The 13,913-nt window shown below is 64.0% G+C and carries 11 protein-coding genes and 1 pseudogene; 4 read left to right on the top strand and 8 right to left on the bottom strand.

Annotation, left to right across the window (positions count from 1 at the left end):
- Nucleotides 1-34: 34 nt before the first annotated feature.
- Complete coding sequence (gene cysE / locus FIU86_RS10795; RefSeq protein WP_152475091.1) at nucleotides 35-841, top strand: serine O-acetyltransferase; 807 nt, start codon at nucleotides 35-37, stop codon at nucleotides 839-841.
- 63 nt (nucleotides 842-904) lie between these two features.
- Here the strand turns inward: cysE and FIU86_RS10790 are convergent, their stop codons facing one another.
- Entirely contained in the window at nucleotides 905-1,201 is a 297-nt protein-coding gene (locus FIU86_RS10790; RefSeq protein ID WP_152475090.1) for a hypothetical protein, read from the bottom strand.
- A gap of 195 nt (nucleotides 1,202-1,396) precedes the next feature.
- Here FIU86_RS10790 and FIU86_RS10785 point away from each other — a divergent pair, with 195 nt between their 5' ends.
- Together FIU86_RS10785 and FIU86_RS22800 are read left to right on the top strand one after the other, a co-directional pair.
- Entirely contained in the window at nucleotides 1,397-2,167 is a 771-nt protein-coding gene (locus tag FIU86_RS10785) for a hypothetical protein (protein WP_152475089.1), read from the top strand.
- Nucleotides 2,168-2,217: 50 nt separating this feature from the next.
- A pseudogene (locus tag FIU86_RS22800) lies at nucleotides 2,218-3,435 on the top strand (permease).
- 118 nt (nucleotides 3,436-3,553) lie between these two features.
- Here the strand turns inward: FIU86_RS22800 and FIU86_RS10775 are convergent.
- The 5 genes from FIU86_RS10775 to FIU86_RS10755 form a co-directional block, all read right to left on the bottom strand.
- Entirely contained in the window at nucleotides 3,554-4,891 is a 1,338-nt protein-coding gene (locus tag FIU86_RS10775) for a pyruvate dehydrogenase complex dihydrolipoamide acetyltransferase (protein WP_152475088.1), read from the bottom strand.
- Nucleotides 4,892-5,149: 258 nt separating this feature from the next.
- A complete protein-coding gene (locus FIU86_RS10770; RefSeq protein ID WP_152475087.1) occupies nucleotides 5,150-6,550 on the bottom strand; it encodes a pyruvate dehydrogenase complex E1 component subunit beta in 1,401 nt (466 codons plus the stop codon).
- Between the two features lie 28 nt (nucleotides 6,551-6,578).
- Complete coding sequence (gene pdhA / locus FIU86_RS10765; RefSeq protein ID WP_152475086.1) at nucleotides 6,579-7,574, bottom strand: pyruvate dehydrogenase (acetyl-transferring) E1 component subunit alpha; 996 nt, start codon at nucleotides 7,572-7,574, stop codon at nucleotides 6,579-6,581.
- A 146-nt stretch (nucleotides 7,575-7,720) separates the two neighbouring features.
- Nucleotides 7,721-7,966: a hypothetical protein gene (locus FIU86_RS10760; protein ID WP_152475085.1), complete on the bottom strand. Its 246-nt coding sequence runs from the start codon at nucleotides 7,964-7,966 to the stop codon at nucleotides 7,721-7,723.
- Nucleotides 7,967-8,251: 285 nt separating this feature from the next.
- On the bottom strand, nucleotides 8,252-8,551 hold the full coding sequence (locus FIU86_RS10755) for a septum formation initiator family protein (protein WP_152475084.1): 300 nt from the start codon (nucleotides 8,549-8,551) through the stop codon (nucleotides 8,252-8,254).
- Between the two features lie 137 nt (nucleotides 8,552-8,688).
- Between FIU86_RS10755 and FIU86_RS10750 the strand changes: the two genes are divergently transcribed.
- Nucleotides 8,689-10,305 (top strand): acyl-CoA dehydrogenase family protein, encoded by a 1,617-nt coding sequence (locus tag FIU86_RS10750; RefSeq protein WP_152475083.1) that lies wholly within the window; start codon nucleotides 8,689-8,691, stop codon nucleotides 10,303-10,305.
- A gap of 265 nt (nucleotides 10,306-10,570) precedes the next feature.
- Here FIU86_RS10750 and FIU86_RS10745 read toward each other — a convergent pair whose 3' ends face one another.
- Nucleotides 10,571-12,109, bottom strand: coding sequence for a trimethylamine methyltransferase family protein (locus FIU86_RS10745; protein WP_152475082.1), 1,539 nt, complete (start codon nucleotides 12,107-12,109; stop codon nucleotides 10,571-10,573).
- Between the two features lie 573 nt (nucleotides 12,110-12,682).
- On the bottom strand, nucleotides 12,683-13,864 hold the full coding sequence (locus FIU86_RS10740) for a pyridoxal phosphate-dependent aminotransferase (RefSeq protein ID WP_152475081.1): 1,182 nt from the start codon (nucleotides 13,862-13,864) through the stop codon (nucleotides 12,683-12,685).
- Nucleotides 13,865-13,913: the final 49 nt, after the last annotated feature.

Here is a 13,913-nt window from a genome sequence, read left to right as displayed (position 1 = left end):
GGTATAAGCAATACTCGCACCGAGGAGCATGCACATGGCGAACACACATGCAAAGCTGGCCGAGCTTGACCCGGTCTGGGCCCGCATCAGTACCGAGGCGGAGACCGCGATCAAGGACGAGCCGCTCTTGGGCGGGTTGATCCATTCGTCGATCCTGCATCACAAGACCATCGAATCCGCGTTGGCCTACCGCACGTCGATGAAACTGGGCTCACACGAGATGCCAGAGCAGCTTTTGCGCGAGATTTGCGACATGGCCTATACCGACGATGCCGAGCTGGGCCAGGCGGCCCGCGCCGATATCGTCGCGGTGTACGACCGTGACCCTGCGTGCGACCGCTTCATCCTGCCGATGCTCTATTTCAAAGGCTTCCAGGCAATCCAGGCCTACCGCGTGGCGAATTGGCTGTGGCGCACCGACCGCCGCGACATGGCGCGTTTCTTCCAGATGCGCTGCTCTGAAGTGTTCGGCGTCGACATCCACCCCGCCGCCCGCATCGGCAAGGGCATCATGATCGACCACGCCCACTCCATCGTGATCGGCGAGACCGCCGTGGTGGGCGACAACGTCTCGATGCTGCATTCCGTCACCTTGGGCGGCACCGGCAAGGAAGAGGAAGACCGCCATCCCAAGATCGGCGACGGCGTCCTGATCGGGGCCGGGGCCAAGGTGCTGGGAAACATCAAGGTCGGTCATTGCAGCCGCATCGCCGCCGGTTCGGTGGTGCTGCAGGAAGTGCCACCCTGCAAGACCGTCGCGGGCGTTCCGGCCAAGATCGTCGGAGAGGCAGGCTGCGATCAGCCCTCCGTCGCGATGGATCAGCTTCTGGGCGTGCGCTAAGGCGCCGTCACCTCAAGATTTTGGAGAATTCAGACAGCGGCGCCCGATGCGCCGCAGTTTTGGTCAGGCCATGCCTGTGGGCTCCGCGTGACGCCGGCGCATCCGCAACCCCATCGCTGTCAGCGAGATGACCACGTAGAACCCCTGTATCAGGGCCGAACTCAGGTTGAAATCCACCGCCAGTGACGCGATCACACATAGCGCCGCCACCAGATTCAGCACGAAGTACCGCATCCGGACACTGCTGATATGCCCAGTACTCAGTAACAGAAAACTCAGCACGTAAAGCCCGAACCCAACCAGCCCCAGGCACCGGCAAACCAGCTCGAAATCATAGATTTCCGCATTGTGAAGGAACATATGCCCCGCCTTCCGTGTAATCTCTGCAGATGTGTCGCTGCGCGTTGGGCAAGGTTCAAAAAACACAGCAACAGGCCCATCCATGATGCAAAAGTGACGCACAGGCAGGGCGTCCATGCCATCAAACATGTCGCGTCGAGTCGACATTCACACGGGCCGTCAGTAGATACGCTGCCTAAGAAACCGAAACTTGACATGTCTGCACCGGGAGATGTCGCCGAAATGCTGTCAAAAACCTTCAGTTTCCTGCCACTGGCCTGCGCGTTTCTTCTGGGCGCCTGCACCGAAATGCCCGAAGACGCGGGCAGCGCTTCCTTTGCCTCTTCGCGGAACGCAACCTCCAACATCAGCCTGCCGCCCGGTGCCCTGGCCGAGGCCATTTCCATGCCCGACGCCGTCTGGCAACGCTCGGCGCAACTGGCCCGCTATGGCCACAGCTTTGACAAGGCGTTCTACCAGGCCGCGGCACAACGCGAGGCGGCCAATATAGCCGCGCTGAAACAGGCTTTCCTCGACCTCGGCCCCGGCGTCGACCCCGAGGAAGCCGGACGCGCTGCCTACGTCGCCTATACCTATGTCGCGCAACTGGTCGTCGAATACGAGATCGACAGCGGCCCGCTGGCCCACAACACCGCCGTCAATTTCGGCAACAAGCCGCGCGGCCTGTGCTGGCACTGGGCCCATGACATGGACGCCCGCCTGCAACGCGAGAATTTCAAGACGTTGCAAATCCACCGCGCCATCGCCAATTACGACAGCATCCGGCTGGAACATAGCACCACCATCCTGGGTCGCCGGGGCGACTCGATGGAAGACAGCCTCGTCTTGGACCCCTGGCGCGACGCCGGCGACCTTTACTGGAGCCTCGTGCGCGAGGACGGTCGCTACGACTGGACCGAACGCAGCGAGGTTTTTGCGTGGAAAAAGGCGCAAAAGGCCAAGCAGACCGGCACGCCATCGTTCTGATCTGACCGCGCGCCGGAACAGGCGGAAAACCCAACGCGTTGACCACGCGAATGGGGACCGACACGATGAATTTTTTTCAGAGCTGGGCCGACGCAGCGTTGACCACGCTCGGATATTTCTGGGTGGCCTTCTGGGCGTTCGGACTGGGGTATCTCGTCAGTGCGGTCATCCAGCTTTTTGTCAGCCGCGACCGGATGCGGCATGCGATGGGGGATGAGAATCTCAGATCCATGTCGCTGGCCGGGTTCTTCGGTTTCATCTCGTCTTCCTGCAGTTTCGCGGCCCTCGCCACCACGCGGGCGCTCTTCGCCAAGGGCGCGGGCTTCGTTCCGTCCATGGCGTTCCTGCTGGCCTCCACCAACCTGGTGATCGAGCTTGGCATCGTCATCTCGGTCTTTCTCAGCTGGCAGTTCGTGGTGGCCGAGTACGTGGGCGGCCTGATCCTGATCGCGGTCATGTGGGGCCTCGTGGCCCTCTGGCGGCCGCAAAAGCTGATCGAGAACGTCCGTCAATCACTCGAAGCGGGCGAAGAGGACGACCCCGAGGACCCGTCCGACCTCACCCAATCCCCTGCGCTTTGGTCCAAGATGGCCAAGGCTTACCTGATGGAATGGCAGATGGTGTGGAAGGATGTCACCGTCGGTTTCACCATCGCCGGCATCATCGCCGCCTTTGTGCCGGCCGAGTTCTTCACCTAGCTTTTCCCCAGCACCGGCGACGAGGGCACGCGCAGTTTCTTCGAGGTGCTTTCGCATACCGTCATCGGCCCCGTCGCGGCCTTCTTCACCTTCATCGGCTCTATGGGCAACATCCCCCTCGCGGGGCTGCTTTTCGCCAACGGGGTCAGCGTGGCGGGCATCATGGCCTTCATCTTCTCCGACCTCGTGGTGTTTCCGGTCATCCGCGTGAACGCGCAGTTCTATGGCTGGAAGATGGCGCTCTACATCGCCGGCCTGTTCCTCGGCGCGCTGATCCTGACGTCGCTGGCCATTCACTACGGCTTTGCCCTGCTGGGTCTTGAGCCTCAAAGTGCCGCCAAGAGCATGATGGAGCCGTCCGAGCGGTTCAAGATCGACTACACTTTCTGGCTCAACCTCGGGTTCCTCGCCCTGACGGCAGTGTTCGGCTGGCTCGCCTGGCGCGGTTCGGGCGACCATGACGGGCATGATCACGATCATGGCGGCTGGCTCGATCGGGTGCTCTTCTGGCTGGCGCTTCTGGCCTATGGCTGGCTGGCCGTGGGGCTGGGAATCTACGCGCTGGCGTGAAGGGCGTAAGACGCGCGACGTCACGCATGCCCGTTCCCGTAGGTGGGTGACAACCCACCTCTAGCAACGAAAAAGGCCGGGGAGATCCCCGGCCCTAACAGTCGCAACGCCAAAACCCTCAGGCCAGCATCACCATCGGGTTCTCCAGGTTCTCCCGGATCTTGTCCAACAGTTCCGCCCCAAGCGCGCCGTCGATCACCCGGTGATCCACGCTTAGCGTCACCGACATCACCGTGGCCACGGTCAACTCGCCATCGTCACCCACGACAGGCTTTTTCACACCCGCGCCCACGGCAAGAATCGCGCCATGCGGCGGGTTGATCACCGCGTCGAAATTGTCGATCCCGAACATGCCAAGGTTTGAAATCGCGAATGTCCCGCCCTGATACTCTTCGGGCGAGAGCTTGCGCTCCCGTGCGCGGGTGGCAAGGTCCTTCATCTCTGCCGACAGGGCCGACAGCGACTTCATCTCGGCATCCTTCAGAACCGGCGTGAACAGCCCGCCTTCAATCGCCACGGCCACCGCCACGTCCGACGGCTTCAGCTTCAGAACCCGGTCCCCGGCCCAGACCGCGTTGCAATCGGGCACAGCCTGCAACGCCAGCGCGCAGGCCTTGATGATGAAATCGTTCACCGACAGCTTCACGCCGCGTCCTTCAAGCTGCTTGTTCAGCTGGCCGCGGAATTTCAGCAAAGCATCCAGTTCAATATCTCGCCGCAGATAGAAATGCGGAATGGTCTGCTTGGCCTCGGTCAGGCGCGCGGCGATGGTCTTGCGCATCCCGTCGAGCTTGACCTCCTCGAACTCGCGGTTCTGGTACATCGCCACGACGGCATCGGTGCTGGGGCCAGCCGGGGCAGGTGTCGCCTGTCCACCACTTGCCGCAGGTGCCGCCTTTTCCTCGGCAGGCTTCGCCGCACCGGCCTTTGCACTTTCAACGTCGGCCTTCACGATCCGCCCATGCGGGCCCGAGCCTTTCAGCTCGGTCAGGTCGATACCCTTCTGCTTGGCGATCCGCCGCGCCAGCGGCGAGGCGAAGATGCGCTCGCCATCCTTCACTGGCGCGGCCGGGGCAGGGGGCAAGTCGCCGCTCTCGGGCGTCTCCTGCTTGGCCGCGGCGTCCTTCTTGGGCGCTTCGTCCTTGGCCTCGGCCGTGTCGCCGCCACTACCGGAGGCCGGGGCGCTCACGTCACCGATATCATCCGCGCTCTCGCCTTCCTCCAGCAGCACGGCAATCGCGGTGTTCACCTTCACCCCTTCGGTGCCTTCCTCGATCAGGATCTTGCCGATCGTGCCTTCGTCGACCGCCTCGAACTCCATCGTGGCCTTGTCGGTCTCGATCTCGGCCAGCAGGTCGCCGGAATTCACCGTGTCGCCTTCCTTGACCAGCCATTTCGCCAGCGTGCCTTCCTCCATCGTCGGGGAAAGGGCGGGCATCAGTATTTCAGTAGGCATCAGAAGAACCCTCGCTTCTTGATAAATGATCCGTTGATCTCAACTGCGCAGTTCCCGCATTTTAGTTTTTTAGTCGTTGCAACCTGATCGCATCTTGGGCATCCGAAAGAGCTGAAACCATATCGAGCGAAAAATGCTTTAAGGCCTACATGTTCGCAATTGCTACATTTGCGTTTGTCTTCTTGATCCGTTGTCTTGGTCTTGCAAATCGGGCAGCTTGCTTTCCAATTTTTTGTATACAGCATTTGCAAAACTCGCCTACCGGTAGGTCACTTTGTTGACGGCCTCGATCACTTCCTTTGTCGAGGTCAGCGCCAGCTTTTCAAGGTTCGCGGCATAGGGCATGGGCACGTCCTTGCCCGTGCAGTTGATCACCGGCGCATCGAGGTAGTCGAACGCCCGCTCCATGATCACCGCACTTAGATGATTGCCCATGCTGGCCACGGGGAAGCCTTCCTCGACCGTGACGCAGCGGTTGGTCTTCATCACGCTTGCCAGCACAGTGTCATAATCCAGCGGCCGCAGGGTGCGCAGGTCGATCACCTCGGCGCTGACGCCCTCTTCAGCCAGCTTGTCCGCGGCCTCCAGCGCATAGGTCATGCCGATCCCGAAGCTGACGATCGTCACGTCGTCGCCGGGCCGGGCGATCCGAGCCTTGCCGAAGGGGATGGTGAAGTCATCCAGCACTGGCACCTCGAAGCTGCGCCCGTAAAGGATCTCGTTTTCGAGGAAGATCACAGGATTCGGGTCGCGAATGGCACTCTTGAGCAGACCCTTGGCATCGGCCGCCGAATAAGGCTGCACCACCTTCAGGCCCGGCACGTGAGAATACCACGCCGCGAAATCCTGGCTGTGCTGTGCGGCCACCCGTGCCGCCGCGCCGTTGGGGCCGCGGAACACGATGGAACAGCCCAGCTGCCCGCCGGACATGTAATTGGTCTTGGCGGCCGAATTGATGATCTGATCGATCGCCTGCATGGCGAAGTTCCAGGTCATGAACTCCACGATGGGCTTCAGCCCGCCCCAGGCCGCGCCCACGCCGATCCCTGCAAAGCCGTGCTCGGTGATGGGCGTGTCGATCACCCGCTTGGCGCCGAACTCGTCCAGCATGTTTTGCGTGATCTTGTAGGCGCCCTGGTACTCGGCCACCTCCTCGCCCATGATGAAGACGTTCTCGTCGTTGCGCATCTCTTCGATCATGGCGATGTTGATCGCCTCGCGCACGGTCATCTTGGTCATCTCGGTGCCCTCGGGCCAGTCGGGGCTGGCATCGGGCTGGGGCACGGGGGCTGCGGGCGAGGCGGCAACCGGCTCGGCTTTGCCGCGGCTCTCGTCCTCGTCGCCACTATCACCGTCCTTCTCGGCAGAAGAGGCACCGCCGCCCGACGAGGTCTCGCCAATATCGTCCGCGCTTTCGCCCTCCTCCAGCAGCACTGCGATGGGCGTGTTCACCTTCACACCCTCGGTGCCTTCCTCGATCAGGATCTTGCCGATCGTACCTTCGTCGACGGCTTCGAACTCCATCGTGGCCTTGTCGGTCTCGATCTCGGCCATGATGTCGCCCGAGTTGACCGTGTCCCCCTCCTTGACCAGCCACTTGGCCAGCGTGCCTTCTTCCATCGTCGGCGACAGGGCGGGCATCAGAATTTCTGTAGGCATGTCTTTATGTCTCCTCGCAACCCGTCGCTCAGGCTTCCACGTAAATGTCTGTCCAAAGCTCGGACACATCCGGCTCGGCGCTTTCCTTGGCGAAATCGGCGGACTTGTTCACCACGTCCTTGATTTCCTTGTCTATCGCCTTGAGGTCCTCCTCGCTGGCGTGCTTGCCCTCCAGAAGCAGCTCGCGCACATGCTCGATACAGTCCTTCTCGTCGCGCATCTTCTGCACTTCTTCGCGGGTGCGGTACTTGGCCGGGTCCGACATCGAGTGACCGCGATAACGATAGGTCTTCACTTCCAGGATATACGGCCCGTCGCACTTGCGGCAGTGCGCCACGGCCTTGGCACCGGCCTCCTTCACGGCCAACACGTCCATCCCGTCCACGGCCTCGCCGGGGATGCCGAAAGCCTCGCCGCGGGTGTAAATGTCGGGGGTCGAGGTCGAGCGTTTCTGCGAGGTGCCCATGGCATACTGGTTGTTCTCGATGACGAAAACCACCGGCAGCTTCCACAGGGCGGCCATGTTGAACGTCTCGTAGACCTGGCCCTGGTTGGCCGCGCCGTCGCCGAAATAAGTAAAGGTCACGCGGTCATTGCCCTTGTACTGATCGGCCAAAGCCAACCCCGCGCCCAGCGGCACGTTCGCGCCCACGATCCCGTGTCCGCCGTAGAAATCCTTCTCGCGGCTGAACATGTGCATCGAGCCGCCCTTGCCCTTGGAATAGCCGCCCTCGCGGCCCGTCAGCTCGGCCATCACGCCGTCGGGGTCCATCCCGCAGGCCAGCATGTGGCCGTGGTCGCGATAGGTGGTAATGCGCTTGTCGCCTTCCTCGGCGGTGGCTTCCAGCCCCACGACAACCGCTTCCTGTCCGATGTAAAGGTGACAGAACCCGCCGATCAGGCCCATCCCGTATAGCTGGCCGGCCTTCTCCTCGAATCGACGCACCAGCAACATGTCGCGGTAGTACTTTTTCAATTCGTCGGCGGAAACGTTTGGTTTCTTTGTGGTTTTTCTGGCAGCCATGCGGGCGGGCTCCTGTGTTGAAAAAGGTAGTTTAGCATTAAACTATCTTATACAGGACTCGCCCGGATTTTTCGAGGGGGATTTTGACGCAGCGTCAGACCAAGCCGGCGGACCGGGTCATCGAAGCTGTTCGGGGGGGGGAACCGCTAGGCGCGGTCGTCCTCCTTGATATCCGGATCGTTGTAGTTGCTGGGATCGAACTCGGTGTGGTCGTACGCCGTTTCGTCTTCGCCGATGCCGGTCACATGGGTCGTGCCGCTCTCCTCGTCATAGACCAGTCCATAGGTCGCCCGGCCCTCTGACTTGTAGCGCGAATACTCGTGATATCCCGCATAGACGAAGGCCAGCGCGAAGGGCGACACGATCAGGGCTGCTACCAGTTGCGCACTCATGATTGCACTCCTCTCCTTGCCGTTCTTGCGCACGGGGACGGTCGGACCGTTCCGACATGCGCTCTTGTCCGTGACAAACCACCTAGCCTGGGCTTGCGGCACGTCCAACAGCCGGCCGGGGTCCGCGCACCGCACCGGCGACCCCTAAGGTGACATCATGTGCCCATCCTCCGCAAGCCTCGACGGCGCAGAGGCGCCCTGCGGTCCGGACGAACACATCGCCTTTCTTGCCAGGCTTGCCGAAACCGGGGAAACCCTCTGCGTCTCCACACAGGGCAGGGGGGCTCAGCGGATGACGATCTCGTCGGCGCGCAGCATCCCCAGAACGTCGCGCGCCTGCTGGTCCAACAGGTCGAGGTCCAGGTAGGTGTCCGACAGACGCCGCGTCAGGTTCTCCATCCGGTCCACCTGTCCGTCCAGCACTGCCAGTTGCTTGCGCAGTTCCGCTTCGCCCGATTCGATCTCGGCGCGGCGGAACAGGCCATAGTCGCCCTGCACCGCGGCAAAGGTGAAATACGCCCCCAGCCCAAAGGCTATGGCGAAATAGATCAACACACCGAATGCGGGGCGCCTGCGCGATTTCATGACTGCTCTTTCTGCCTATGCTGCCCGCCTCTTTTCGGGCGGTGCCCGCACACAATGACACAGGCGATTCGCTTTGTGAATCCCCTTTCACATCAATCCGCTTAAAGGCTACTACTCGTCCTCAAGGAGAGTCATTCATGCCACAACTGCCCCCCGATGCCGCGCTGCTCACCCATGACGTGACCAATCAGCCCGCGGCCCGTGGCGACGTGGATCTTTATGCCGCCGATCCGGCGCTGGCCGACCATGCCGGGGCGGCGGGGGCGGACATCGCGCATCTCGCGGCTTACGGTGAAACCATCGGCACCGCCGCCATGGCCGAGGCCGGCCGTGCGGCCAACCGCAACCCGCCCGAACTGCTGCTCTTCGACGCCGGCGGCCGCAGGCTCGACGAGCTGCGCTTTCACCCCGCTTATCACGACCTCATGCGCACAGGCATCAGCGCCGGCTATGCCGCCATCGCATGGGAAGGGGCGGCGGGCGGCCACGCCACCCATGCCGCGATGGTCTACCTCACTTCCCAGGTCGAGCCGGGCGTGTGCTGCCCCATGACCATGACCTACGCCGCAGTGCCCGCGCTACAGGCCGACACCGCGCTCTTCGACACCTGGGCGCCCAAGCTCCTGAGCCGCGCCTACGATCCCGCGCCAAAACCGCTGGCGCGCAAGCCCGGCGCGACGCTCGGCATGGCCATGACCGAGAAACAGGGCGGCTCGGACGTGCGCGCCAACACCACCCGCGCCGCGCCCGATGGCGACGCCTACGTGCTGCGCGGCCACAAGTGGTTCTGCTCCGCGCCCATGTCCGACGGCTTCCTGACTCTGGCGCAGGCGCCGGGCGGCCTCACCTGTTTTCTCGTGCCCCGCTGGCTGGAAGGGCAGCGCAATACGATCCACATCCAGCGGCTCAAGGACAAGCTGGGCAACCGCGCAAATGCTTCGGCCGAGATCGAATATGCCGACGCCACAGCCTACCGGCTGGGCGCGGAAGGCGAGGGCGTGAAGACCATCGTCGAGATGGTGCACCACACCCGCCTCGACACCGCCATGGCCCCCGCGGGCCTGATGCGCGCGGCCCTGAGCCACGCCGCCCACTGGGCCCGCCATCGCACCGCGTTCCAGAAGACGCTGATCGACCAGCCGCTGATGCAGTCGGTGCTGGCGGACCTCGCGCTCGACTGGGAAGGCACCCTGGCGCTGGGGATTTTCGTGGCGGCGCAGTTCGACCGCGACACCGACGAGGCCCGCGCCTTTTCCCGCGTCGCCGTCGCGCTGGCCAAGTACATGGGCAACAAGCTGTGTCCGAACGTGGTCTACGAGGCGATGGAGTCGATGGGCGGCATGGGCTATGTCGAGGACACTCCCCTGCCGCTCCTCTACCGCGAGGCGCCGCTCAACTCGATCTGGGAAGGGTCGGGTAACGTCATCTGCCTCGACATCCTGCGCACCCTGCGCAAGGTGCCTCTGTCGGGCGAGGTGCTCAGCCGTGAGTTGGGGGCGGTTGCCGGGCAATACTGGCGCTATGACGCGGCGCTCAACGCCCACATTACCCGTTTCCCCCGCCTGCCGGACGAGGCGCAGGCGCGGTGGTATGTCGAAAGCCTCGCCACGCTGCTGACCGCCTCGGTGCTCATCCGCCACGCGCCTGCGCCGGTGGCCGAAGCCTACGTGGCCACGCGGCTGGCCGGGGAACGGGGCCGCACCACCGGTGCCATCGGCGCTGTCGACACCGACACAATCCTGTCGCGGTTATAGTACGTCGCGCGGCACAGCATACCACCCGTCCCTGGCCTGATCCGGGACCTCCCGCCGTGAAATCTCAGGGCAACACTCGCTCAAAACGCCCCGCGCGGAATCAAGGCGCAGCACGCTGCGCCGCCGCGCGATCGCCAGACCGCCCCCCGGGCTGGCGATTGGCTGCCGATAGCACTTCGATCAGAAGTCTCGCGGATGTGGCTGCCATAAAGCGAGCTGAAAAGCCGTCAGATCGCCATCCCGCGGTCTGGCCATCGCGCGGCCTCTACCCCTTCAAATGGATCGCGAACTTCTTCCGTATCTCCGCATCCAGCATCGGGTTTAGCCGCGCCGCGGAAGGCCGCCCCAGGATCTCCTCCTTCCGCGCCACGGCCTTCTCCACAAGGTCCGGCTTGCCCAACTCCAGCCACTCCTTGGGCGACGACCTGTCCCCCAGTGTGGGGTAGCAATGATCCCGCTGCATCCGCGCCAGCGTCGCTTCGGTCCCAAGGTAGTGCCCCGGCCCACCGACACAGACCGCCTCCATCTGGTCCAGCGCCAGCGTCTCGTCATCCACCTCGATCCCGCGCACGCAGCGCAGTGCCTGACCAATCAGGTCGTCGCTCAGGATCAGGCTCTCGTGACAGAACCCCAGCAGGGACGCGTGCATCCCCGCCGCCTCGTAGACGATGTTCACGCCGGCCAGCCCGGCCATCACGTTCGAACACATCTGTTCCCACCCGGCCTGCATGTCGGGCAGCTTGGAATCCGAGGCACCGCCCGCCGCCCCGCCGGGCACACCGTAGAATTGGTGCATCTGCGCGCAGCCCGCACTCAGCAAAGCCTGCTCGCCCGAGCCGATCGACATCGCGCCGGTCCGCAAGTCCAGCCCGAATGGCCAGGTGCCGAAGATCGCCGGATGCCCCGGCTTCACCGCATTCACGTAAACCAGCCCGGCTAAGCATTCTGCCGTCGCCTGCACGATCGCCCCCGCGATGGTCGACGGCGCCGTGGCCCCCGCCATCCCGGCCGACAGCAGCAGCACCGGCATCCCGCCTTGAATGCACCGCTCCATCACCTCGCAGGACTCGGTGGCGAACCGCATCGGCGGGACCACGAAGCAATTGGAATTGCTGATGAAAGGCCGCGTGCGAAATTCCTCCTCGCCGCCCGCGATCATGTAGAGCATTTCCAGCGCCGGACCCACGTGATGCGGCTCGGTAAAGGACGTACCCACATGCTTCGTCGTGCCCGTGGTGCAGGCATAAACGGTGTTCAGCTCCATCTCCAGGTTGTCGGTGATATCCCGCGCCACCATCGGCCGCTGGCAGAAATGCACGTTGTCCAGCACATCGACGATCCGCGCGGCATCGTGCAAATCCTGCAACGTGCTTTCGCGGTATTTCCGCCCGTGCACATCCACCATGTTCACCGCCGCACCGGCGGTGCCGTAGTGCACCCGGGTCCCGCCAAGGTGCAGGTCGTTGACCCCGTCGCGGCTGTGCAGCGTGATCTTTCGGTTGGCCCGCGCGATGGTCTCCTCCACCAGTGCCCGCGGAAAGCGGAGGCGCCCGTCGTCGCCCAGCACGGCCCCCGCGCCGGTCAGATAGGCGATCCCGCTCGGCGGCGCGCCCGCCAGCCCGATGCGTTCCAGCGCATCGAGCGCCGCGTCGTGGATGCGCAGGATTTGCACGTCGGTCAGCACCTTCAGCGTGCCGCCCTCCATACCGGCGCGGACCGGGCGGATGGTGGCGTCGAGCGGGGCGGCCCGGCTGGCACGGCGCGCGGCGCGGCCTCCGGTACGGCGGGGGGAAAGATTGTTCATGTCGGGGTCCTTGGGTAAAGGGAAAGAGCAGGGGGAGCCGTGTCTCAGCCCCGGCCCGGCCGCCCCCGCGCGGCCCGCCCGCGGTCCGCCCCGATGGTGCGGACCACCCGCGTTATCTTGCAGCGCTGCGCCATGCGCGGCCCTCCATCGCCAGCCCGCATGCGCTTGACCGCATTGCCGGACCCAATGGTCAATCTAAGGCCGCGCGCCCGCGTCCGATCTGTCCTGAAAGCGACGCATGGTCCAAAAACGACATAATCTTACGCCGCAGGGCAGCGAACGTAAAAAGCCCGCGGGCGTGCCGCGGGCCTCCATGTCGCGTGTGGTCTCTTACAGCGCCGCCAGGATCGCGGCCGGCAGACCGACCATGCCTCCAAGGATAAGCGCCATCGACAGTCCCAGTCCCTTGAACATCTCTTTCCTCCTGATTGCCTAGTGTACCACAAGAATTTGTGATGCAGCGCAGGGGTTTCGACGCGACCGGCGGTCGCAGAGACGCGTTGAGCAGAGCGAAGCGCAGCAGCTCAAGAACCACCCGTCCCGGGCCTGACCCGGGACCTCACGCCATGCGCATCAAGCCGCCACGCCAGCCAGTTCCGCCGCCATATCCACCAGCCGCGCCAGCGCCTGTTCCAACCGGTCGTCCGGCACGGTCAATGCCACGCGCACATGACCCGCGGCGGCTTTCCCGAAACTTTCGCCCGGCATCACCGCCACCTTGTGCCGGTCCAGCAGCGCCGCGGCAAACGCCTCGCCCGACAGCCCCGTCGCCCGCACGTCCAGCATCACGAACATCGCGCCCTGCGCCGGGATCGGGCGCACAACGTCCTGGCCGTCCAGCAGCCCCAGCACCAGGTCACGCCGCCGACGGAAGGGGGCCGCCACCTCTGCCTCGAAATCCGCGCCTTTCCCAAGCGCGTAACAGGCCGCCTCCTGCACGAAGCCCGCCACGCCGTAGGTCGTGTGGGTCGACAGGTTGCCCATGTGCAGGATCGCCTCCTCCGGCCCCACGACCCAGCCGATCCGGCTGCCGGTCATCGCGTGGCTTTTCGACAGCGAGCCGATCACCATTGTGCGCTCCGCCATCCCGTCCAGCATCCGGGGGCTGACATGATCGCCCTCCCAAAGCTGCGTGTCATAAACCTCGTCCGAGATCAGCCACATATCGTGATCTCGGCAGACCTTTGCGATACCCTCCAGGGTCTCGCGGCCATAGACCGCGCCGGTGGGGTTGTTCGGCGTGTTGATCAACAGGCTCTTCGCGCCCTCCGCCTTGGCGGCGATATCAAGCGGGTCGGGCTGGAACATCCGCTCGGGCCGCGCGGCCACCGCCACGTCCCGCGCGCCCACGGCCCGGATCGTGCCGGGGTAGGTGGCATAGAACGGGTCGATATAAAGCGCCCGGTCGCCCTCGTCACAAGCGGCGTGGTGTGCGGCGAACAATCCCGCCTGACCGCCCGGAACCACCAGCACGTTGTCCGGCGTCGTCGGCACGCCCGTTCGCGCCGTCACCCGGTCCGCCACCGCCTCGCGCAGGTTCAGGTTGCCGTTGAACATGGAATAGCCCACATGCCCGGCCTGCGTTGCGGCGTGCATGGCGTCAAGAATGCTGTCATCGGTGCCGATATCGTGCTCGCCGATCGTCAGCATGGCGACATCCTCGCCCGCGTCGATCATGTCCTTGGCCTTGTAATAGACATCCCAGCCGTCCGAGCCGCCGCCCGTCAGCCCCATAATCCGCTTCGACAATTCCATGCCGGCTCCCCTGTTCAGTTGGGGCCACATGGCCGACAGGGCAGGGGGC

It is taken from the genome of Roseovarius sp. THAF9, from assembly GCF_009363715.1.
GTDB lineage: Bacteria > Pseudomonadota > Alphaproteobacteria > Rhodobacterales > Rhodobacteraceae > Roseovarius.
Note: the sequence above shows the minus strand (reverse complement) of the source record. Positions and strands in the feature narration are given on the sequence as shown.